General features: G+C 42.0%; 26 protein-coding genes and 1 pseudogene. 1 reads left to right on the top strand and 26 read right to left on the bottom strand.

Translation table 11 applies throughout. The annotated features are described in order from the left end of the window. Positions 1 to 57: 57 nt before the first annotated feature. The 23 genes and pseudogenes from INF30_RS10660 to INF30_RS10550 all read right to left on the bottom strand — a co-directional run bounded on the left by INF30_RS10660 (position 58) and on the right by INF30_RS10550 (position 21,302). The gene (locus tag INF30_RS10660; RefSeq protein ID WP_205156387.1) at positions 58 to 894 is read right to left on the bottom strand and encodes a carbohydrate ABC transporter permease; all 837 of its coding nucleotides are present in this window, start codon (positions 892 to 894) and stop codon (positions 58 to 60) included. Continuing rightward, complete coding sequence (locus tag INF30_RS10655; protein WP_033125963.1) at positions 895 to 1,737, bottom strand: carbohydrate ABC transporter permease; 843 nt, start codon at positions 1,735 to 1,737, stop codon at positions 895 to 897. A gap of 96 nt (positions 1,738 to 1,833) precedes the next feature. Then, complete coding sequence (locus tag INF30_RS10650; protein WP_226395171.1) at positions 1,834 to 3,138, bottom strand: ABC transporter substrate-binding protein; 1,305 nt, start codon at positions 3,136 to 3,138, stop codon at positions 1,834 to 1,836. A gap of 145 nt (positions 3,139 to 3,283) precedes the next feature. Then, positions 3,284 to 4,582, bottom strand: coding sequence for an ABC transporter substrate-binding protein (locus INF30_RS10645; protein ID WP_226395170.1), 1,299 nt, complete (start codon positions 4,580 to 4,582; stop codon positions 3,284 to 3,286). Beyond that, complete coding sequence (locus INF30_RS10640; RefSeq protein WP_226395169.1) at positions 4,557 to 6,359, bottom strand: sensor histidine kinase; 1,803 nt, start codon at positions 6,357 to 6,359, stop codon at positions 4,557 to 4,559. The genes INF30_RS10645 and INF30_RS10640 overlap by 26 nt, the downstream gene beginning before the upstream one ends. 12 nt (positions 6,360 to 6,371) lie before the next feature. After that, complete coding sequence (locus INF30_RS10635; RefSeq protein ID WP_226395168.1) at positions 6,372 to 7,973, bottom strand: response regulator; 1,602 nt, start codon at positions 7,971 to 7,973, stop codon at positions 6,372 to 6,374. Between the two features lie 248 nt (positions 7,974 to 8,221). Then, positions 8,222 to 9,136 (bottom strand): site-specific integrase, encoded by a 915-nt coding sequence (locus INF30_RS10630; protein ID WP_330391202.1) that lies wholly within the window; start codon positions 9,134 to 9,136, stop codon positions 8,222 to 8,224. 92 nt (positions 9,137 to 9,228) lie between these two features. Further along, positions 9,229 to 12,207 carry a type I restriction endonuclease subunit R gene (locus INF30_RS10625; protein WP_226395167.1) on the bottom strand — a complete coding sequence of 993 codons (2,979 nt, stop codon included), beginning with the start codon at positions 12,205 to 12,207 and terminating at the stop codon, positions 9,229 to 9,231. Next, on the bottom strand, positions 12,200 to 12,772 hold the full coding sequence (locus tag INF30_RS10620) for a restriction endonuclease subunit S (protein ID WP_264176913.1): 573 nt from the start codon (positions 12,770 to 12,772) through the stop codon (positions 12,200 to 12,202). The genes INF30_RS10625 and INF30_RS10620 overlap by 8 nt, the downstream gene beginning before the upstream one ends. A gap of 48 nt (positions 12,773 to 12,820) precedes the next feature. Beyond that, positions 12,821 to 13,030: a DUF3791 domain-containing protein gene (locus INF30_RS10615; RefSeq protein ID WP_076780121.1), complete on the bottom strand. Its 210-nt coding sequence runs from the start codon at positions 13,028 to 13,030 to the stop codon at positions 12,821 to 12,823. A gap of 1 nt (position 13,031) precedes the next feature. Continuing rightward, entirely contained in the window at positions 13,032 to 13,277 is a 246-nt protein-coding gene (locus tag INF30_RS10610) for a hypothetical protein (RefSeq protein WP_076780119.1), read from the bottom strand. Continuing rightward, a complete protein-coding gene (locus tag INF30_RS10605) occupies positions 13,274 to 13,753 on the bottom strand; it encodes a DUF3990 domain-containing protein (RefSeq protein ID WP_076780118.1) in 480 nt (159 codons plus the stop codon). The genes INF30_RS10610 and INF30_RS10605 overlap by 4 nt, the downstream gene beginning before the upstream one ends. Before the next feature lie 36 nt (positions 13,754 to 13,789). Then, a complete protein-coding gene (locus INF30_RS10600; protein ID WP_076780116.1) occupies positions 13,790 to 14,020 on the bottom strand; it encodes a hypothetical protein in 231 nt (76 codons plus the stop codon). Between the two features lies 1 nt (position 14,021). Further along, on the bottom strand, positions 14,022 to 14,525 hold the full coding sequence (locus tag INF30_RS10595) for a DUF3990 domain-containing protein (protein ID WP_226395165.1): 504 nt from the start codon (positions 14,523 to 14,525) through the stop codon (positions 14,022 to 14,024). After that, entirely contained in the window at positions 14,522 to 14,740 is a 219-nt protein-coding gene (locus INF30_RS10590) for a DUF3791 domain-containing protein (protein WP_087175147.1), read from the bottom strand. The genes INF30_RS10595 and INF30_RS10590 overlap by 4 nt, the downstream gene beginning before the upstream one ends. 128 nt (positions 14,741 to 14,868) lie before the next feature. Continuing rightward, a complete protein-coding gene (locus INF30_RS10585) occupies positions 14,869 to 16,086 on the bottom strand; it encodes a restriction endonuclease subunit S (protein WP_226395164.1) in 1,218 nt (405 codons plus the stop codon). Positions 16,087 to 16,092: 6 nt separating this feature from the next. Then, on the bottom strand, positions 16,093 to 17,691 hold the full coding sequence (locus INF30_RS10580; RefSeq protein WP_226395163.1) for a type I restriction-modification system subunit M: 1,599 nt from the start codon (positions 17,689 to 17,691) through the stop codon (positions 16,093 to 16,095). Positions 17,692 to 17,855: 164 nt separating this feature from the next. After that, on the bottom strand, positions 17,856 to 18,188 hold the full coding sequence (locus INF30_RS10575; protein WP_226395162.1) for an HIRAN domain-containing protein: 333 nt from the start codon (positions 18,186 to 18,188) through the stop codon (positions 17,856 to 17,858). A 203-nt stretch (positions 18,189 to 18,391) separates the two neighbouring features. Further along, positions 18,392 to 18,856, bottom strand: a pseudogene (locus INF30_RS10570) (lysine--tRNA ligase); the annotation flags it as partial. 219 nt (positions 18,857 to 19,075) lie between these two features. Further along, positions 19,076 to 19,591 (bottom strand): hypothetical protein, encoded by a 516-nt coding sequence (locus tag INF30_RS10565; RefSeq protein WP_226395161.1) that lies wholly within the window; start codon positions 19,589 to 19,591, stop codon positions 19,076 to 19,078. Next, on the bottom strand, positions 19,588 to 19,824 hold the full coding sequence (locus INF30_RS10560; protein WP_226395160.1) for a hypothetical protein: 237 nt from the start codon (positions 19,822 to 19,824) through the stop codon (positions 19,588 to 19,590). Before INF30_RS10560 ends, INF30_RS10565 begins: the two co-directional genes overlap by 4 nt. A 103-nt stretch (positions 19,825 to 19,927) precedes the next feature. Further along, positions 19,928 to 20,752 carry a hypothetical protein gene (locus tag INF30_RS10555; protein ID WP_226395159.1) on the bottom strand — a complete coding sequence of 275 codons (825 nt, stop codon included), beginning with the start codon at positions 20,750 to 20,752 and terminating at the stop codon, positions 19,928 to 19,930. 289 nt (positions 20,753 to 21,041) lie between these two features. Next, the gene (locus INF30_RS10550; protein WP_226395158.1) at positions 21,042 to 21,302 is read right to left on the bottom strand and encodes a hypothetical protein; all 261 of its coding nucleotides are present in this window, start codon (positions 21,300 to 21,302) and stop codon (positions 21,042 to 21,044) included. Between the two features lie 346 nt (positions 21,303 to 21,648). Here INF30_RS10550 and INF30_RS10545 point away from each other — a divergent pair, with 346 nt between their 5' ends. Next, a complete protein-coding gene (locus INF30_RS10545) occupies positions 21,649 to 21,825 on the top strand; it encodes a helix-turn-helix domain-containing protein (protein ID WP_311136019.1) in 177 nt (58 codons plus the stop codon). Positions 21,826 to 22,095: 270 nt separating this feature from the next. Here the strand turns inward: INF30_RS10545 and INF30_RS10540 are convergent, their stop codons facing one another. From INF30_RS10540 to INF30_RS10530, 3 genes are read right to left on the bottom strand one after another with little or no spacing between them, the layout of a single operon-like run. After that, positions 22,096 to 22,257, bottom strand: coding sequence for a hypothetical protein (locus INF30_RS10540; RefSeq protein WP_226395156.1), 162 nt, complete (start codon positions 22,255 to 22,257; stop codon positions 22,096 to 22,098). Next, positions 22,238 to 22,477, bottom strand: coding sequence for a hypothetical protein (locus INF30_RS10535; protein ID WP_226395155.1), 240 nt, complete (start codon positions 22,475 to 22,477; stop codon positions 22,238 to 22,240). The genes INF30_RS10540 and INF30_RS10535 overlap by 20 nt, the downstream gene beginning before the upstream one ends. A 17-nt stretch (positions 22,478 to 22,494) precedes the next feature. Then, positions 22,495 to 22,833 (bottom strand): hypothetical protein, encoded by a 339-nt coding sequence (locus INF30_RS10530; protein ID WP_226395154.1) that lies wholly within the window; start codon positions 22,831 to 22,833, stop codon positions 22,495 to 22,497. Positions 22,834 to 23,131: the final 298 nt, after the last annotated feature.

The following is a 23,131-nucleotide window of genomic DNA, read 5'->3' as shown; positions in this document are numbered from 1 at the left end:
GCATGCGGATAAAGGAGGGCTGCACCGCGGGCAGCCCCCTTATGTTTTTCCATTGTTTTATCCTTTCACCGCGCCTGCTGCCACACCTTTGATAATGTGCTTCTGGCAGGACAGGTAGAAGATGATCACCGGGATGACCGCCAGGATCAGCGCCGCCATGATGGCGCCCATGTCCACCCGGCCGTAGCTTCCCTTCATATACTGGATTGCAATAGATATGGTCTTGTATTTATTCAGGTCCAGTACAAGGTAAGGCAGGAGGAAGTCATTCCAGATCCACATGGTTTCCAGTATCCCCACGGAGATGTATGTCGGCTTCATAATGGGAAGCACCACAGAAAAGAAAGTTCTAAGAGGCGTGCAGCCATCGATAAGAGCCGCTTCCTCGATCTCCAGCGGGATGGATTTTACAAAACCGCAGAACATAAAGACTGCCAGTCCCGCTCCGAATCCCAGGTAAATGATGATAATTCCCCAGGGTGTGTTGAGCCTGGTCCGGTCCGCCACCAGAGACAGGGTGAACATCACCATCTGGAAGGGAACTACCATGGAGAACACGCAGAGCAGGTACAGGGCCTTAGTAAATTTTGTCTTTACCCTTGTGATATACCAGGCGCACATGGATGTGCACACAAGGATCACCAGCACGGAGCCAACGGTAATAAATACCGTCCAGCCCACGGCGCTGAGCAGTTCGTACTTGTCGATGGCTGTCAGATAATTCTCAAGGCCGTTCCATGTCTTTTCCGTCGGCAGCGTAAAAGGTTCTTTGTTGATATATACTTTTTTCTTAAAGGAATTCATAAGCACGATCAGTATCGGGGCGATGTAGACCAGCCCCAGTATGGTGAAAGCGCCGGTCCCCAGCGTGCTTATCCTGCTTCTCTTTTTCATTTACTGCTGCACCTCCTTTGAACGGGTAGCCCTAAGCTGGAGCATGCCGATGGCCACAACGATGACGAAGAAGATCACTGCTTTGGCCTGGCCGACTCCCTCCCATCCGGTACGTCCATAGAATGTGTTGAATATGTTCAGGGCCATCATCTCGGACATCTTGGACGGTTCTCCTGCCGTCAGCGACAGGTTCTGGTCAAAGAGCTTGAATCCGTTGGTAATAGACAGGAACATACAGATGGTGATGGATGGCATCATCATGGGGATGGTCACTTTGAAAAGTCTCTGGATCCGCGATGCACCGTCAATCTGGGCCGCCTCCATCACGTCTCCGGGGATGGACTGAAGCCCTGCAATGTAAATGATCATCATATAACCGATCTGCTGCCAGCTCACCAGAATGATCAGTCCCCAGAAACCGTACCACTCATTCAGCCCCAGCGCTGTGCTGTAGTGCGCCAGCACGCCGTTGAAGATGAGCTGCCAGATGTAGCCGAGCACGATGCCTCCGATCAGGTTAGGCATAAAAAAGATCGTGCGAAAAATATTGGTTCCCCGCATTTTCTGGGTCAGCGCCATGGCAAGGGCAAAGGCGATCACATTGATCACCACCAGCGAGACCACGGCGAAAAGAGCGGTATACCAGAAAGAATGTCTGAACACCGTGTCCTTAAACGCCTCGATGTAATTGGATAATCCGACAAACTTCGCATCCGTGACTGTGGTAAATTTGCAGAACGAAAGCCAGATCCCCATTACGAACGGAATAATAAATCCAAGGATAAATGCGCAGAATGTGGGAAGCACAAAGATGGGCATATACCGCTTGATCGCTTTTTCCATATAAATCCTCCTCCTTCTGAAAAAGCGGCGTTCAGACTTTTTCTGCCCGCCGCTTTCCTGTTCAATTCAATATGTCTTTCAGATCTTCCGGAAAGATTACTCTGCTGATGCCGCTGCCTCTGTAGCCCATCCGTCCACAAATGCGCTTACAACTTTATCCCAGTTGGCATCTGTCTGATCTGCCGCATATGCAGTCAGCGCAGATCCTACGCCGTTTTTCCACTCTTCAGAAGGCATGGTTGAGAATACCCATGTCACAGGTGTTTTCCCGTCTTCCATATATGCATTGGCTTCGTTTACCAGTGTATTTTCAGACTCAAGGTTGGACTCGAACGGAATGACAAATCCCATATCCTTGCACATAGACTCCACACCTTCATCGGAAGTTACACACCAGTTCATGAAATCCAGTGTTGCCTGGATATCTTCCTCAGATGCCTTGGAGTTTACACACCAGTAGTTCTCTGTTCCTGTGCAGACGCCCTGGTTCTCCTCGCCCTCAACTCCGATGTAGATCGGCAGAATGCCAAGGTTCTCATCCCCGATATCCGCGATATTGTTGTACTCCCATGTACCGTTCTGGTAGAAGACTGCTTCCTCTGTCACAAACTCTGCTGTAGAGTCATCGGCTGTCTTTGTGGAAATCTCTGTCGGTTCGCAGGTTGCATTATTGATGTACAGATCCCAGATCTGGCGGTAATTGTCAAGGTATGTGCCCTTGATGGCGTCTGTATTGTCAATGCCCTCATCCTTATACTCATAGTAGATCGGAAGATTTGCCAGATGTGTCTTGAATCTCCAGTCAGATGAGCTGTCCATGCCTGCTGATGTAAAAGCGGAAAATCCAAGTTCATCCTTTCTTGCCGTAATGTCTTCCACTACCTTTTTGAAGCTGTCAAAGTCTGTGATATCGTCTGCTGTGTAGCCTGCTTTCTCAAGAAGGTCCTTGTTGTAGATAATGCCGTAGTTCTCGATAACGTAGGCAATACCTGCCATCTTATCGCCGTCCATCAGCGCAAAGCTGTCGTCTGTCAGCTCCCCTGCGATATCGGAGTCAGACAGATCATAGCAGTAGTCTTTCCAGCTTGCCAGTCCCACAGGTCCGTTTACCTGGAACAGGGTAGGCGCATCTGTCTTTGCCATCTCTGATTTCAGTGTCTTCTCATACTCTCCGGAAGCCGCTGTCAGAACTGTCACCTCCACGCCGGTCTCCTCTGTGTAGACTTCCGCCAGTTCCTGCCAGTACTCGTCCGCCTCAGGCTTAAAGTTGAGGTAATATACCTTTCCTTCTGCCTCACTGCTGCCGCTGTCCCCGGAGTCAGAGGAGCTTCCACATCCTGCCACCAGGCCTGCTGTCATGGCTGCAACTAATAATAATGATATTACTTTTTTCTTTTTCATATCCTTCCTCACCTTTCTGAAAACCTCTGTTTTCTTTGTTCTGGGACTATTATAACCGGCCGCTCTTCCTCCCCGTTATCAAATAAAAAACCAGGAATGCCAAAAAAAATACTTCAGCGCCGGTTTGCTCTCCGGCGCCAAAGTATCACTGCTCCTCCAGAAATTCCTGGATGCTCTCATCTTCTTTTTTTGTAAATTCCTCCGGGCTGATCTTCCCCTGGGCCAGATCCGGAAGGATGGTTCCCAGCGTCTCCTCCTGCAGGATGGAGTTCCATTTCACCTGGTAGTTGGGGACAAGGACCGGGCCGCTTTTGTAGGTCTCTATATAGTCCCGCTCTGCCTGGGTCAGGGAATCCGGACTCTGTTCAAACAGCTCCTCCCTCTGCTCCATGTTCATCTGCGTGCGCAGCTTCAGAAGCGCCGCCGCCCCCTCTTTGACTTCCTGGCTGTAGCTGGACACAATGGCCCAGCCAAATGTCTCCGGGGATGAGATCAGCCTGTTTTCCGGAAATGCCGAGAACCTTACTTTGTCCTGCCACTCTTCGGGAATCTGATCCATCATCCAGTATCCGTTGGGGATCATGGCTGCCTTCCCGGAGAAAAAATTCTCATAGGACACATCAAAATCAACATACAGCGCATCACCTGTGGTGTACTGAAACAGCCGCTCCAGCGTCCGGGCAATGCGCAGCCCGCTTTCATTCTGGTAGGTGTCCGGGTAAAACTGCTGCATGAACTGCGCCCCTTCCTCCGTGGAGGCCGCCTCCGCCGTGGCAAAAAGCATGGGCGCCCAGGCCGTCCCCTCGGTATGAAGGGCCAGCGGAGTGATGCCGCAGCTCTCCAGCTTCTCGCAGCACTCCCAGAATTCCTCCCATGTTTCGGGGAATTTTTCAATACCTGCCTGTGCAAACAGCTCCTCGTTCCAGAAGATCCCGGAACAGGAAAATGCCGCCGTACTGACAGGGCCCAGATAGATACTGCCGTCCTCCTCGCTGCAGGACTCCAGCACCGACGGCTCGATCATCTCCATCCACTCTTCATCTTCCTTGATATACCCGGACAGTTCCTCGATCCTGCCATCCTGGATCATCGTATAATAGAAAGCGGGAAGCATCCGGAGATCTGTAATAACTGCCGGGAGGGTATCCGTCACATTCTGCCGTTTCAGGTTCTGCCGGTACTCTTCCTCCGTCTCCATGACCCACTCCACATCCGCCTGCCACTTCCCATCATACAGTTCATTGAATGCCTGGATCACATCCTCCTCATTTTTGTTGCCTGTAGAGGAGTCCACGATCAGGATGACCGGGATGGACACCTCCTCCCCGCCTGCGTTTTCCTCTGTCTGCCTTCCCGTGCAGCCTGCGGCTGCCACGGCGAAAAGCAGGGAAACCGCTGCCGCCTGTATCACTCTTCCTCTAAATCTGTATCTGTTCCTGCTCATATGCCTCCTGCCCGTCTCCCCGGGGAATTTTGATCGTACATGTTGTTCCATCTTCCTGTGCTCTGCAGTAAAAGGCTGCCCCGTCCCCGTACTTCAGTCTGAGCCGGGTCAGAATATTTACCACGCCGTAGCCGTGCCTCTTATCCGGAAAGCAGTTTTTCATCTCCCCTAAGGGCAGCTTGTTCATTCCGTTGATCTTCTGCACCATGTCCGCCTCCATGGGGGTGCCGTTGTTGTACACCTCCAGGTACAGCTCCTCTTCTTCCTTCCACACGGTGATCCGGATCTGTCCTCCCTCAAATATATCCCGGAATCCATACTTTACTGCATTTTCCACAAGCGGCTGCAGGACCAGCTTCAGAACAGTTGTGTGGGCGGCATCCACCCGGCAGTCTACCTGGTAGGAGAAAAGATCTTTGTTTCGTATCTGCTGGATCTCCATGTAACTCTTCACATTCTCCAGCTCGTCTTCCACCGTCACTATATCGTTTCCTTTGCTCAGCGACAGCCGCAGATATCTGGACAGGGCCTGGATCATCCGCATAGTCGTCTCTTCCTTGTTGATCCGGGCCAGCATATAGATGGTATCCAGCGTGTTGTACAGAAAATGGGGATTGATCTGGCTGATCAGCATGTTCAGCTCCGATGTGCGCAGCTCTCTCTCCTGCTCCTTGATCTCCTCCAGCAGCCTCTGGATATTCCCGAGAAGTTCATTGTAGGAGTGACCGATCTCGTCCAGCTCTGTGTTGGTATGGAGCTCTATGGTCCGGTCAAAATTACTGCCGTCAAATTCCGCCATGGCCGTCCGGATCTCCTGAATGGGCTTTGTAAATCTTCTGGAGAAATAAATACTCAGCACCGCGGCCGCAGCCAGCACCACAAGGTAGATCCCGGCCAGCACCAGGAAAACAGGGAAGATCCCCTGGTTCAGCACCCTGTTCGGCACAAAGGAAAAGACCGCCAGCCCGCTGGCCTCATCCCGGTACGCCGACAGAACGCCGCCCGGAATGCGCTCCCCCTCCAGGATCATGCCGGCAGACCCGCTCCCGGCGATACGCTCCGCTATATCCGCCTGGCGCTTCTTACCCACGCTGAATTCCTCCGGAACCGAGGAAAAACAGAGCTGCCCTTTGGCGTCGATAATTCCAACCGCCGCCTCGCTTGTCAGCTCTCCACTTGTCCCTGTGATCCCCTCCAGAAACGCATCATCCATCCTGAAGAACAGCATCCCGGGGTCGTGGGCGTACTCCATGCTCCGGACATACCTTCCGATAAAAAGCGCCTCCTCCTCTGTTCCAAAAAGCGTATCTTTCGCCCAGAACCATTTCGTCCGGGCGTAGTCCGCTCCCAGATACTCCTGGAAACCGCTGTCCGTCACATCCTCAAAGGTTACATCTGAATAGGATTTACTGTATACGTTCCCTTTATTATCCACATAGCAGTAATCCGCGATGTGCTCCAGCCCCACATAGGCGAAATATTTACTCAGACCAATGCGGCTGACTTCCTCCACCCCCTTACTGCGCAGGCTCTGCTGCACATCGTCATAGAGGACGCACTCTGCCGTCGCCTCGTCGCTCTGGCGAAACAGATTTTCCAGGCTGATGCCCATTCTCTCCGTCATAAACTCGTATTTTGCGATCACCGCCCGGGTCAGCCTGTTCTTCACATACAGGCCGGCCCCCAGGCTGGAGAGAAGAAGCGCAAGCCCCAGGAGCGCCGCCGTATACTTCAGATATTTTTTCTGTATACCGGATACCTTCTCGTTTCTTTTCATATCGATTTCTGTCTATCCCTCGTACTCTTTCTTGTATTCGCTTGGGAGCTTCCCCGTGTACTGCTTGAACACATGGGAAAAATAGGACGGGTTGTGGATCCCCACCGCCTCACAGATATCTCCGATACTGCCTTTTCCTTCCTCCAGCAGCTTTTTGGCCTTCTCCATCCTCTGCTGGAGAAGATACTGCTTGAACGTCATGTGGAACGTATTTTTAAACACCCTTCCGAAATAGACCGGGTTCAGATAAATGTGGGAGGCCACAGATACAATGGACAGCTCCTCGTCCCTGAGATGTTCCTCTATATAAGCCACTGCCTCTGACATGTACTCTTTGAAATATCTTGTCTCATCCTGCTTTGCGTCGCTTTTTCTCACTTCAATGGCCGCGCACAGGATCCGGTAACAGACATCCACCATCTTTGCCGCGCCGATGGTCCCCAGATTGTCGTAGTAGCCCCGGAACTTTTCCCGGATATCCTCCGACAGCCCGTAAGATGCCTGGAGCATGAGTTCCACTTTCAGCATCATCCGATGGAGATGCTGCCGCTGCTGTTCCTCCTCGTGGGGCAGCCCGTAGACAAACTGGACAAATGCCTCCTTCAGCTCTTTCTCACTGTTCCTGCGCACAGCGTTCACGATCAGGTTGTCCACGTCCCCGCTTTCTCCGGCCGTCGCCGCCTGGTCCGGCAGCTCCACCCCCTCCGGGGAAGTAAAGGCACCCGCTCCGGACACACTGGCAATCTCAAACAGCTTCCGGGCTTCCACATAACTTCTTTTGATCCCGGCAATTCCTTTGTAGGGCTTGGATATGGCGGCTATAACCCTGCTCTGCTCCTCCTTTTTGATGTATTCCAGGAAGTGCTTCAGCTTTCCCACCGCCTCTTTGTCCGTGGTGCGGACGATAAACGCGCTGCCCGTCTCCTCGCCGTCAGCCCGCCAGCAGAAATAGCGGCTCTCCAGCTCCTCTTCCAGCCTTTTAAGAAGCGCAAATCTGGCTGCTTCATAATCCAGGTAATCCGTGATCTTGTAGACCACATCTATATCCGCGTACACAGTGATAAAGCGCTCCTCATTTCCAGGCATGTCTCCCAGCGTCCGGAAGACTTCTTCCACTTTTTCCTCCGGGAGCCTGTCCCGGACATAATTCTGCACAACCACCTGCTGAAAGCTGGTTCCGTCCTTTACCAGCAGCTTCTCCCAGCTCTCATACCTGGCCTCCTGCTCCATCTGCTCCATGCATGTCCGGTAGGCTGCCTCCATGGTCTCCCGCAGCTTCTCATCCTCAATAGGCTTCAGCAGATAAGCGAAGGCCCCCAGATCGCAGGCCTGCTGGGCATAGTCAAAATCCCGGTAGGCGCTGAGGACGATAAACATGCAGTCCATGTCCGTTTTCTGGATCTCCTCCATCACCATAAGCCCCGTGATCTGCTTCATCCGTATGTCCGTCAGCACCACATGGGGCTTTGTCTCTTTGATCACCTCTATGGCCTGCTCCCCGCTCTGGGCCGAGCCCACTACCTTAAAGCCCATGTCCGCCCAGTCATAGGTGTCAAGCAGTCCCTGCAGCAGGATGGGTTCATCGTCCACGATCACAAGTTTCAATAATTTCATAAAAACCTCTTCTCCCAGGAGCGCCCGGCCAGCCCTTCCGCCAGCCGGTACACTGAGTCTATCTTATCATATCATCACGTACTATTTTAAGTCCTCCGGGAGAAAAACCTGTAACAAAAACTATACCTGGCATGCAAAAAATTAAACCTGTGTGTTTTCCAGACAACCTGCATATATACTTACGGTGCACCCATGTAACGGGTGCACCGCTCATCCATATCAGCGTAAATTTTCCTACCACTATCCTTTTATAAGCCTGACAGCGTTCTCATTACCAGATCAACATCTTTATTTTCGAGTTCTCGTATAATATGCAGGTATGTTTTCTGTGTTGTCGTCATGCTTGCATGTCCTAATCTTCGGGCAACACTCGCAATAGATACTCCTGCAAACAGCAAAAGTGATGCATGCGTATGCCGGAGTCCATGGATGGAAATTTCTGATATTCCACATTCCCTGCAGCGTCTTGTAAGCACATCATTAGCTGTAGAATTATAAATCTTCGCTTTCCCGGCAAAAATCGGTCTGTCTTCCGGCATTCCTTTGGTCAGCTCCGCAAATTTAACAACGATCTGCCAGTCAATCTGAATTTTTCGGACTGAAGATTTATTCTTGGTAGGCAGAAATCCCCCCTCACCTTTATAGTCCCATGTCTTACTAATAGATAAAGTCTGCCTCGCAAAATCAAAATCTCCCGGAGTAATTGCCAACGCCTCCGAAAATCGCATACCGGTCTTTGCCACCAGTAGAATAAACCAGTCCCAGTTCGGTTTCTCTTTAAGATTCAGACTGGCTATCAAGGTATGTAATTCAAACTGATTCAGATACTTTATTTTCTTAACTCCCGGAGGTTTCCCTTTTATGATCGCCTTACGTGTAGGATCTCTTTCAATCAATCCTTCATCAACAGCATCGAGTATAGCCCCCTTAAGCTGGTGATGAAAGTCCAGCGTAGTCTGCCTTTCATGATTTAGGGCATAGTCATTGAGAAGCTGCTGATATGCTGTTCTCGTAAGATCTGATATTAACAGATCTGGTGCAAGTGTTTCTACCCACTTCTGAGTCATTAGATATTTTGCCATCGTAGCCTCTCTGATCGCACCTTTTTTATATACGTCTACCCATTGTTTATAATACTCATAAAAGAGCTGTGTCTTATTCATATCACTTTGCATAAGCTCCCGCTACCTTCCTTTCCCGAAATAACTTACGCTGATATAATGCTTCAGACTCTGATGCTCTTTTAATATCCGTATTACGAATGGCTGATCAATGGCTTGACTTCTTCATCCAATGTTTTCTTTAAATCTGCCATACATTGGGCATAATATTTAAACTTGGGCAGCGGTTTTTCGCTTATCGTTTTGTAGGTTGTATAATCAATCGTAGATTTTATCACACTCGCATTCGGTATCTCCCCATTTCTGTAATGCATCGCCGCATACATTACATCATCTTTAGAAGCATACCATGTAATACAAAAATCAGAAATCACCTTATCAATACATTCATTCTTCATATTTTCTACAATATTCAGAATAGACTGTCCTCTGTATTTCTCCTCGTCCGCCTCAATCTCACTTATTAAACCGGACATAATATCCGCAATCTTTGGATTCTCCTTTCTGAGTTCCTCAACGTACTGCCTAACCTCATCAATCTGCTTCTGACGCTCTTCCGGAGTAAGAGCATCAGCATCCTCATCTGGCGTCACAATATTCTGTATCAGATTAATAATATACTCATAATCGATTTTGGTATTACTGTATGCCATCAGCTCATACTCTGGATCAGCCTCTGACGTCTCACCTCCTTCGTCTTCAGATCCTTCCTTCTCTATTTTGATTTCCTCCATTACATTCTGATAATGTCCGGCATAATCCTCATATTCTTTCTCCGTAATCCCATATTCCTCCAGCATACTGTCCTCATACTGCGAAAAGGATCTAAGCTGCGCAAACAGTCTGTCAAAGCTCTGAAAAATTTTCGCAAACACCTTTTTCTCTTTCATAGACATTCTCGGTACTTCAGATGGAGTCTCTGCAGATACCCGGAGAGCTGCCAGTGCTTTTTTAAATGCGGACTCGATTTCATCCCATTCTGCCAGGATAGCGCTATTTGTACCTCCTGCAGAGTAGAGTTTCACTGCATCATCCACACATTTTTTAAACATCTTCGGAGCCTGGAATGTAACAATCTGTCCGTACATTTTATTCTTATCATAGATCCGGTTCGTTCGTGAAAATGCCTGAATCAGATCGTGGGGGCCCATAGGCTGCCTGTCGATAAATATAACAGACATACAGGGAGCATCAAAACCTGTCAGCAGACGGTCTACAACGATCACAAGGTCCAACTGCTCTTTTCTCCTCTTAAACTTGTCGTCTTTTCTTGCAAGTCTTTTATTAAGGTTGCCATTATAAGCCTGTATCTGACCCAGGTCATATTTTGTATCAAACATCTTATTGTACATATCTAATGCATGCTGCATTTTCTGCTGATTTACCTGAGAGCCGTCCTCATTCTCCGTGACCGAATATGTAATGGCAAACTTCGGGAAATCCGGAAGTACCTGTCTGATCTTCTCGTCAATTTTCAAGGAAGTTTCCCCATTCTTCACCTTTTCCAGAAGCTCATAATATTTCTGGGCCATTGGGATGGAACTTGTAGTAAGCAGTCCTTCATAGGTCTGTCCTTTTCCATTCTGAAATCCCAGCTTGTGATATGACTTGTTCAAAATAACATCCAAAACCTGCAGCATATGCGACTCTGTCTCATATACGCTGCGATCCGTCTCGTCAGAAATGTGTTTAGGTCCGTTATGCTCCACCTGGAACCCCAGTACAGCGTTATCATGAATGGCATTTTGAATCGTGTATTTATGCAAACACTTTCCATATAATTCTTCAGTTGTCCGGGGCAGATCGCCCATCTGCGGATACGGATTCTCTGAAAATCTCGGCGTTCCTGTAAAACCATACCATAAAGAATTTCCAAAAAATCTTTCCAATTCTCTCTTAGTCCCGGGGGAAACTGCCCTGTGGCACTCGTCTACTACGAAAGCAAGCTTTAAATTCTTAATTTTAGTATATTCCGAAGTCCCTTCCCGCAGCCTTCTGGAGATCAGTCTCTGCATCTTCTGGATTGTTGTGACAATAACCCGCCTGTCGTCCGCTTTCAGTTTTCTCTTTAAGTCATCTACATTATCAGTCTCCTCAACATCAATCAGATCATTATTGGCATAGGCCTGAAATGCCATCGTTGTCTGCGCATCCAGATCCTTCCGGTCAATGAGAAACACTGTTTTATCTATTGATGGAATATCCATCAATAGATTTCTTGTCGCCTTATAGGATGTCAGTGTTTTTCCCGATCCCGTTGTGTGCCACACAAATCCCGACCTGCCTGTCTTAGACGCTTCCCGTATTGCCTCAATGGCATGGATCTGATATGGACGAAGCAGGATTAACCTCCTGGCTTCCTTGTCTAATACTGTATATCTGGCAATCATCTCATGTGCCTCCGGTATGCGAAGTACACTTTTGGCAAAATCAATATAATCGGTCACAGGATTATTATCCTTATCTACCCAGCCACTGATAAACTTTTCATTGAGCTCCGTATCACCTGCTGCCGAGAAATATTTTGTATTTACACCATTGCTCACTACAAACATCTGCACCGCGGAAAAAATTCCGGTAAATTTTCCTTCCCCGATATATTTCTTTATCTGCCGGAATCCTTCCATATATGAGTGCTGTTTATTTTTCAACTCAATATGGATCAATGGTAGTCCGTTAATCATCAAAGTTACATCAAATCTTCTGTCCCGGGTTGGAATTTTATCATCTTCTTCCGTTCTCAATGCACTGTACTGATTGATCACCTCATAGACGCTGCTGCCGCCTGCGATATGCTCATGATTTATCACTGCAAGATGCAGGCGATCTGTATCCCGCTGTACATGAACCTGCACTTTCCCATTTTCACCCACCAGCCATTCTCCCGCCTTATAGAATGAAGAAAACTGAAGCTGGTTTTTTACCTGCTCAAACTCTGCATCGGATAGCGCCTGTCCATTCAGACGCTCCTTATTATTCTGCTCAAGGATATACCTGAAATTCGCCCACAAATCCGCTTCTGTTTTCAGATCTGGCCGGTAAGTCCACTGAGATTCACCATATTTCAACTGCTCAATCAGTTTCTTTTCTATCATTGACTCTAATTCAGGCATCGCTTTTCTCCTTTTCTACTGTTATGATTTTAACTCTTATGAACTTTAAGACATTTTGGATATGAAAACACTTACACTGGTGAAGGGTGATGAGGTGGTCAAGTCTCTGAAAATAATTTGCAATTCTTTTTTGCTCTGTATACGTCGGAACATCAACAATAAATTCCTGCATATCAGATGCAAGAATATGTCTTATTGTATTACCCGTTGCAATGTTCTCTATTTTCTTTTTTGAAGTATCAGTCTGATATTCATAATTCAAAAAATATGGTTCAAATTTCTCTTTTGGATTTCTGAACATAATTAAAGCATGAGCCGCTATATTGTCCAATTCTTCTGGGATTACAGCAGCATGTCCAACATGTCCAGATTGAACCATTACAATATCTCCAGTATGCAACCACTTGTCTTTTTGTTTCTCGTAAAACTCATCATTTATGAAAATCTCCGAGTTATGATTTATCTGCCCATCTTTTACATTATTAGATTCCAGATAAAAATGTCCATGCTCTACATAGTATGGCGTAGCAGTTCCTACGAACGCATTTCCGATTGCCCCGTACATATCTCCCAACTTACGCTGTTCCCAAGCAACCGTTTTTTTATGTCGATATTACCATGCACTTTTCCCTGTTTTCATTAAACTATCAATGTCCATATAGGCGTTTTCAATTCGTTCAGTATGATAGACCCAATAATTATCATATATTTTTTTAATAATTCCGCCTTTTTCCCACTCCTTAAGCACATCTCCTGTTTTTTTGTTTTTGTATGCGGAATAATATTCCAATAAGTACATAAAGAATTTCATTTCCTCTGTCATACTATTCCTCCCTTATATACACAGAATTTCTAGGATCGCCTGTAACCTTTTCACACTCCCATATTTCAAAGATCGCTTCCGCACCAAATTCAGTCATTCCACACTCCTCATTTTCAAGCATTTCGTGTGTTTTTGAGCATACAAATGCTTTCAAAGCTTCCATTTGACTCAATCCATATTTGTCAGCTATCATCATAACCACTTCATTGTTATAATAATCTATAATTTCAGGTTCCAATCTTCTCATATGAATTTCACCTCATTAAATTTCAGGATCGAAAGTGCTTTTTCTGTTTTAAAAACATACTGATCTTTTAATTTTTGTGGAAGTAATAATTGTATCGCAATGTCTTCTGTAAAATAACCTTTCAGATAATTATTTACAGTACGGATTGCCTGGTCATTTGCCACTGGCCCGGCAACTATATCGTATGTATCTTTTATGGATTTATCAGTTCTATGTGCAGCTACATATCTAAGCCACTCTTTATTTGCTGCATCAAAAATTAGTACATCAAGTTTTTCAAATTCACTTTCATCAAAACTGAATACGGATATAATAGGAACTCCTTTTTCCCGCCTGGCAGTAGTGCGAATCGCCCATTTCTTCGCCTGCTCATAATCACTTGTAAGGTAAAAACCTGTCCCAAAATCCAACAATCTTTTTGACTGGATAATTTTCGGGTTTTTTACTTCCACATTGCTACCATGATATAAAATCATAAATTTCCTCCATATATCGCTCTGAACGGTTATAATCTATATCTCTGCTTGAATAATATGTCCAAAATTCAGCTCATCCTTAAAAAGATCATATACATATCCCGAGCTTTCCAGATATAGTCCGGTTTCTTCATCCTGAAGCTTTTCAAAAACTTCCGAATTATAAAATTTATTCATTGCCTCGTCGTATTCTATATTCTGATCCGTCGCAAGCATATCAACTACATCCTGTATCATATATTCAATTAACTGTTTCTGCTCATTCATTTTAATCGACCACCTTCCGTAAAAGTTTAATACTTTTTTCTGTATGAAAAGAATATTGCGAAGATGTTTTTCTATATATCATTCCTTTCAGCAGTGTGGAAAAATCAATGATTTCATTTTCATATTGTCGGAATAATAATGCCATATTATCATCAGCAACAGGACCTATTACGATATCGTATTTATTATCTCTATTGCACAGAAGACTTTTTTCATCTGTAAATGTTCTGTTCCGATTATTCATTATAAATTTTGCCCATTCTTCCGTTGTATGTGCACCAAAATCTTTTATTCTTAAATCCGATAATTCTCTAAAATCGTCATCTATTTCATAAATATTCACAACTGGAAATCCGCCGTAAATTTTAGATACTCTTGTAGCCATCTTTTCTGCCTGTTCTTCGATATCTGTCAAATAAAACCCCTGTCCAAAATCCTTATATGGCCTGCACATCGCTAAATTAATACTATCTATTACTATATTGCTTCCATGATATAATCTCATAGCATACCTCCATTTCTACGGCACATCATTCCCAAATCTTCCAATATAGTTTCAAAATCCAATGTATGTTCCACATCATAGTTTTCTTTAATAAAGTCAATCCCTTTAAAGTGGAAAAGATATCGGAATGCTTCCTGCACACTCAGATTATATTTCCGGGCAAATTCATTTACACAAGCAACCGTAAAACCAATCTTTTTCTTTTGTTCGCTCATTCAAAACCTCCTCTTGATAAGCCCCATTTACTTGAAATGGTTTTAAGGCTTATCCTTTTCACTCGATTACTGATGTGAATCATCATTCTCTCTCAATCTTGAAATGCTATAAATACATTTTCCTCTTTTCAATCTTTAGGGAACATATTCTGAAGCATAAATTTCTTCATTTTTCTTAATTCATTACACTTCCGTTGGTGAAGGGTGATAAGGTTGTCGAGGTTGGAAAAATACCGTCCAACCTTGCTTTGTTCCTCCAATGATGGTACTGGAATTTCAACTTCCATTACCTTGTTTTTAGAAATGTTATACCTCGATATTCCTTGTGCTAAGAATGTCATTTCTTTTCTGAATGACTCAGAACGAAGCACATACGCAAGATAATTCAAATCAAATTTCTCAGTCGGTCTGTATCCAAAACAGAAGCTATTAAGGTAGGTATTATCAGCATTTTCAGGCATTACACACGACATTCCTACTTCTTCTGGTGTTTCAGACGAGGTAGTAAAGAACACGTCTCCAGCTTTAACACAATTCTGTTTTGAGTCAATTTCAACTGTTTCTGTCATTTGCAAATCAGCTATGGGATTAGAAAACACATTCATATATGTTATGAATTTCGCATCCCCATGTCCAAAGTCTTCCTTTGTTTTTCCAGAAAGTCCCGTAAAAGTTGAGCCCATTTCCCCCAACTTACGCTGTTCCCAAACGTCAGTAAAACCAGAAAATCTTATTTCTGGAACATTTATCCCATTTTGAGGAAACATTTTTTGAAGCATATATTTTTTCAATGTTTTTACTTCATCACACTTTCGCTGGTGAAGGGTGATAAGGTGGTCTAAACGTGTAAAATATTCCCCGATTTTCCTCTGCTCATTAATACTAGGAAAAAGAGCTGTCATATTTTTAAATTTCTTCAACGACAAAACATGTTGACCTGTTCCTTCTGAAGCGATTTTCAATTGTGTTTCTAATCCATAATTTAATCGTCTCAAAAGAAAGTCGGAATCAACTCCACTTGGTTTAAATACTGGATAAAAATAGCTAATACTTCCTTTATCTATGCAGTCATTCCTATTAAATACAAAAACATCGTTGTCACTTCTGCTACGATATGCAAAGTATCCTCTTGGGATCACAAAGTATCCAATATTTCCAGATTGGCTCACTCTATCTCCCGAAAAATAGTCATCTTGTAAAACAATTCCCATCTGCTGAGAAGATGTTAGAACTGGATACTGATTTTCCACTGTAGTTTTTTCTACATAATCCTCAATCACCTCTCCCAACTTACGCTGTTCCCAATCATCTGTAAACCCTTTAAATCTGATCTCTGGTTTTCCCATATTTGTTTACCTCTCGATCCTTCCAATCAAGTCATTTAACGATGCCATGATGTTTTCATCCGATGAAGTTAATTCTTTGAGAAGTGACACAAAATCCTGATGTACATTTTCAAGTTCTTCATCCGTCTTTCTCATATCCGTTAAAAGTGCGTTTAGATCAACTTCTTCTTCCTTCTCGAAATTATCAACATATCGCGGTATATTGAGATTAAAATCATTCTTTTCAATATCTTCAAAACTGGCAAGAAAAGATTCTTTGTCTACAGTCTCTCTATTCTTATAGAGGTCAATAACGGCATCTATGTGCTCATCTGTCATCGCATTTTGTCTTTTACCTTTTTCAAACTTCTTCGAGGCGTCTATAAACAGTACATCTCTTCCGTCTCTATGCTTCTTTAACACAATGATACATGTAGGAATCGATGTATTATAAAATAAATTCGCCGGCAGTCCTATGACCGCATAGATATTACCTGACCGAAGCAGTTTTTCTCGTATTTTCCCTTCTGCCGCTCCGCGGAAAAGGACTCCATGAGGCAATACAATTGCCATAGTTCCATTACTCTTTAAATGATACAGTCCATGCAATAAAAATGCATAATCCGCTTTTGACTTAGGCGCCAACACTCCATAGTCGCTGAATCTTTCATCCTGCAGAAAGCCTGCTGCCGCACTCCATTTTGCAGAGTACGGTGGATTCATAAGCACCATGTTAAAATCTGTCTCCTCTCCGGTCGGCCAGTCTTCATCCAACGTATCGCCATTGCGGAGTTTCTGATTCTCCGGAGTAATCCCGTGCAGGAACATATTCATTCTTGCCAGATTATAAGTGGATGTCATCAGTTCCTGCCCGTAGTATCTGATATACTCTGGTTCTGAAGCATATTTTTTAGCATTCAGCAGAAGAGAGCCAGAACCCATACAGGGATCATATACAGACAATCCTCTCCTTTTCTCCTGCCCGGCGATTGCAATTCTTGTCAAGATTTTTGACACAGCCTGCGGTGTATAAAATTCTCCAGCCTTTTTCCCCGTTTCAGAAGCAAATTGTCCAATCAGATATTCATAAGCGTTTCCCAGCACATCCGCATCTGTGTTCAATAAATCCGCTTTGTCAATTTCCTTAATCAAACTTGAAATTGTGTCACTCTGCTTCTGATCTCCCGCTCCCAGACGGTTAGAATACAGATCAATATCAGTAAACAGATCTGCAAATAAGGGATCACTTTGTTCTATATTATTAAAAGCCTTTTGTAACTGCTCACGATTAAAAGAATTATTTTTTGCCATCTCTGCAAAAAAAGTATATGTAAGTTCCGGCTCAATTACATAATGACACTCTAATTTTATCTGCTCCTTTAATTCCTCAGCACTTTCATCTGCAAGCGCTTCCTTATACGCTTCCAGAGCATCTTTCAGATTTTCCGGCTTATCATCATTCAGCAGATCATATACTCTAATCAAAAAGGAATCTGACAGGTATTTATAGAAAACGATCCCCAACAAATAATCTTTATATTCATTCGCATCCATTTTAGATCGGAGAATATCCGCACCATTCCATAACACACTTATCAGGTCTTTGCTGTTTTCCATTTCTGCCATTTTTCTTTTCCTCCAGTTTTTAATCCATTTAGCTTATTATACCATATAAATCATCTACTATCATTCCAAAGGTATTGACATCCAAAGGTATTGATAGAACGATTATACCTTCTCCAAATGCGTAACAGAGCCCGGAAAGACAAACTTCCTCCAGGCTCTGTCTATTACTCTTCTTCTGAATCCTTAATCTTCTGCGCCAGGCTCTTTTTACACACTTTGCACAGGATACCGTTTGAAGTTACCAGAACAACTTTAGCAACCGCTCTGTCGCCAATCTTATCATACAGACGGCCGGCACTCACAGCCTCCCCCAGCACGGTATAAATACTGTTTGCCACATAACCGATCTTTCCAAGGCCTTTCACCTTTACCATGATCGCTTCCCGGTCATATTTATTATCCGGTTCCTTTTCTAATTCAATCCGCATCCCCTTTTTCAAAAAATCATCTCCAAAATAGTGCCTCGTTCCTGTCAATGTAAAATAAATCTTTGCCATTGTTTCCTCCTCTTATCGCTATCTAACCTTTTTTGTTTCTTATAGCTACAGATTAGAGGGTCAGGTGTACGATAAAAATGCCATCTTATTCCCTGGTTCACTCCGGTTCGATCCCACTGCCATTTTCCCGCCACATAAATAGAAAAAGGACACCCTCTAAAATTTCTCTTAGAAAAGTGTCCTTGTTTGGTCTATTTAAAGATTTAGTACAACTTTGCTCCTGCCGGAATCTGGTCATCTACCATCAGCAGGTTCAGGCCTTCGTGTCCGTCATACTCGTACACAGCGCTGATCAGCATGCCCTCGGAATCGATGCCCATCATCTTCCTCGGCGGAAGGTTTGTAATGGCGATCGCTGTCTTTCCAACCAGCTCTTCGGGCTCATAGTACTCGTGGATACCGCTCAGGATCGTGCGTTTTCTGTCTGATCCGTCGTTCAGGGTGAACTTCAGGAGCTTCTTGGACTTCGGAACAGCCTCACACGCCTCGATCTTCACAGCCCGGAAGTCGGACTTGCTGAATGTCTCAAAGTCCACCATATCCTCAAACAGCGGCTCGATCTTTACCTTGGACAGATCGATCTTGGAAGCTGCCGGTGCAGAAGCCTGCGCCTCGTTGTTTGCAGCGTTCTTTGCCGCGCCCTGTGACTTCATAGTGGGAAATAATAAGAAGGGCAAAATACCCTTTATTTTCAGGGCTTTTCAAGATTAAGTGCATCTTTATTATACGAATTTATACGAATTTTCGCCAGAATTGTTTTTAAATTTTCTAATGATGAATTACACGCAAAAACAAAATAAAAACAATTCTACCGCATTTTTGGAAAAAAAACAATTAATTATCTGTTTTTTTAATTGTCAAAAAAACAATTAGTTATCTGTTTTTTTTCACTTTTTACGTTTAGCAGTTTTTTTTGGTTTTTCCACTAATACTATTTTTTCCATTATTTCCTTTGTCGGATTTACTTGTACCCAATCTCTACTTACATTCTTTACATAATACTTATTATCACGATTTTCTACAAGATAAACTATAGATTGTTTAGATTTAAAATGACATTTTTCAGACGGTTCAAGGTAAACTTTCTCTGAAGGGAAAAAGAACAACCGATCACCAAACCGCCAAGGTATATTTTCCACTTTAAAAGATATTATACTTCCAGCTCCACAACTTGTCTGTAAATCTATATCTTTTAGATTGTATTTCTTTGATCTGTTATTATAGGATATATCTTTTTCGGTATCTTTTACTCTTTTTAATATGTATTGATCGTCCTCAAGATGTTCAAAATACAAAATATATCTTCCGTTTTCTGCTTTAACAGAAAAAGTCCCATCTATTAAAATTTTGTCTGTATCACTATTTTCAATAATGTTTTTAAAAGAAACATATATTGTAATCATTTTTTTAATTCCTCAATTCTTTTCATTAACTTTTCGTATTGCCGTTTTTCCTCTTCAGGCGTAAATTCTGGAATTTTAATATCCTTTGTTTTTTCCTCTATTTTAGAAACATAACTTTCCATTAATTCAGGATAGCGATCACACAGATAATTAAACATCTGTATATCTTCCGTAATTCCTGTTGACAATAGTATTATTTCAAAAAGTTCTTCTGCAATCTTTTTATAATTCATTCTTATCATACACCCCCAATTTTAATAAGCGTATAGACAAATATTTATTAATATGTGTCCTTATATAAAAAAGAGACCCGAAAACTTCGAGTCTCTATTTTTTTTACATTATTATCATAGAGTTAAGAACACTAATCAGTGCGTCAACTGTTTTATTGACATAAGATCGATCATAGTATTCTTCATAATTATATTCAAATTGAGTTAGATTACAAGCGGTATCACCAGTTATATCCATAGTATAGAAATATTCATTATAGGCTTCATCAGTTGTACGAATAACAATTACTTCATTATCAATTTCGTAGAAATTAACACCAGTATTACCAGGAAATTCTGTAGCAGGATCTATATTAACAGTACATTCAGATCCATCACTCTTAACTACAATTCCGTTTATTTCGTTTTCATTGTGGCAATAAAACATAAAATCTAATGTTTCATCGTCAAAACAGAACTCATTAACATCATATCCTGCATTAAGAACCTTTTCACCGAATACATCAAGGGCTGTAAATTCCCAATCATCAACACGAGAACCACCTGAAGTTGCTTTACTTACGGCATTAATAAGTTCATATTCAGAAGTGTATTCCTGATCTTTCAATTCCATCAGCTTATCATAAGCGTTATTAAACGCCTCTGCATTTTCTTTTGCTTCTTCTACAGTCTGAGAAGCAAGATAATTTTCCCAAGTGCTCTGAATCTCTGGAAGATATTCAGTATTGATTAAATCATCCATTTCCTCTCTGTTAGCAACGAATTCATCAACATCATTCAAATAATCATCTAGGCTTTTATCATCTTGTGCTACATTTTCTTGCAGTTCTTCAATAGCCTTTTCTTCTTCAGTCTTACCACAGCCAGCCAGACACGAAAAGCACATCACGCCCAGTAAAACAAATGATATAATTTTTCTTTTTTTCATTTTATGTTCCCCCTCATTTAAGGTATTTTACAGCTTCTATTATAGACAAATTTTCGTCTATATTCAAGAGGAAAAGGCAATAAAAAAGAGCCGTCAAAATAACGGCTCGTATGGTTTTTGTGATATTTAAAGTTTATTCAGACAAAATACTTTATAACCTTTCACTCTATTAAAGCAAAGCAATAAGCTATATTATTATTTTACCACCTCAATTTTTAAAAAGCAAGAGATCAAAAAAAGCGGCTTATAAAATAAACCGCTAAAAATTCTTTTCTTTTTTCAAAAATTTTTAATTGACACCAAATTCATCTTCATAGGATCTTTTTGTTATTTCTGTAATTTTAACTTTGTCTTGTCCTTCTATTTCAAATGAAATATCAGCAATATAATTTTTATTACTTGTGAAATCAACAAAGCCCTTTCCTTCTTTTATAGACTCAATAAAAACTTTATCGTGTAGATCCTCACTTAACATATCATATAGTTCGTTGATGTCATATACCTTATCTAATTTAATTATATATCCTGTTATTAATTTTATTTGTTTCATTTTATGTTCTCCTTTCAACTTTAAATATCGTCGTATATTTTTTATTACCTAATATACAAAAAAGGCGAAAACTTAAAAAACTTTACTTATATTGTATGTAAAATACAAATTAATTTACTTATATTTATATTTTATCATTTAAAAAATTCAAAATCAATACGGCACATATGTGCTTTTAACAAAGAAAAAAGAGGCGGGCAAGCCTCTTTTTCCATTATTAGATCAATTATAGACAAATCTTTGTTAATATGCAAGCCCTCAATTGTCAATCATAATAGGTATAGACAATTTTTTATTAAGGGAAGGGGGCTATGTATTGATAAGCTATAAACCGTTATGGAAAACAATGCAGGAAAAGAACATTACAACTTATGCGCTTATTTACAAACATAACTTCAGCCCCTATACTATAACCAATCTAAAGCGTAATAACTCAATAACAATGAATACACTTGAAAAACTGTGCAAAATTCTTGACTGCAAACCCAATGATATAGTTGAATTTTTAGAAGATGATAATTAAAAAGAAGAGACAACACAATTGTGTCATCTCTTCTTTTTTTTAATATTTTATTTCAGCAAAAGTTAATAGCAAAACCAAAATATCTCCGCTCAGATTAATAAATAACCAACTAATACAAATCTGTTTTATCCAGTGTTTCGCTTTATCTAAAGCGTCAACCGTTTTGTCTACCATACAACAGGCTCAGCCATTACTTTTAATTCTTCCTCAGCATATACAGGGCTTACAACTCCTAATAATAAAGCCCCAGACATTAATAATGATGTTATTTTATACAAGTTTTTCATTTTCATTTTCTCCTTTCATTTTTAAAAAATTATTTATAATAAGTTGTAATAGGGCGGTTCTACTCAGCCCTTGATTTTGTGCTAATTTATCTATTTTTTCTATTGAATCAGCCATTAAAATAAAACTATATCGTCTCTTCTCCATAATCATTTGCCCCCTTATATTTTTTTAGGTTTACACTAGAAGGATCTATATGTATTCCAGTAAATACATTCATAGCACCTTCTAATCTTCCAGCCTTTCCATTTTCATTTGTAAAAACTAATTCATAACAATTTCTTTTATTATCTATACCATAACCAATTAAAATATCATAATCGCCGTGCATAGGCTTAATAGGCGTTTCAGTAATATAAATTGTCATTGTTTTTCACTCCTTTCTTAATACCATTTCTTGCCGTTATATGTTGTGTGCCTCAAGTCAATTTCTTTCCAGCCACCATATTTTTTAATATAAGCGTCTTTTAATTCATTGTATTTTTTATCAGAGCAACGGCGTGTATCTTTTCGTCTATAATAAAAATAGGTTTTTTCTTCTCCATCTATTGTAAATGTGCGTTCTATTGGTTCAGCATCATCATTTACTTTTCTTTTATAGAGTGCCAGCCATTGCCATGAAGTCTTTATTATATTGTTTTTGTGTATTGCTCTTTTTTTATAATTTTCTCTTGCTTTTTCTCTCACCTTATCTTTATAAGCGTTGTATTCTTCCTCAGTCATATCTTCAACTTGATCGGGCGAATAATAGAAGCAAGTCATAACACAATAACCATTTGTCCAGAGTTCCACACCTTGACAATTTGGTTTTATTTTCTTTTTTAATTTGTTCCATTGGTTCTCTGTTTTGTAATCACAATGTCTAAAAACTCCTCTTACTTCGATTTGCCATTTCTCCTCGTATTATATAGTAGTAGTGTTTATAGACCCTCTCCAAGGTCTGTATGCTATACTGTTTGGAGATACTGTGGATTGGTTCATTCCTCCTACCACTTGATGGTTACGGAAAGGCTCCAACCAC

Origin of the sequence: Claveliimonas monacensis (assembly GCF_014982975.1) — a bacterium.
GTDB lineage: Bacteria > Bacillota > Clostridia > Lachnospirales > Lachnospiraceae > Claveliimonas > Claveliimonas monacensis.
This window is presented reverse-complemented; position numbering and strand designations above follow the sequence as displayed.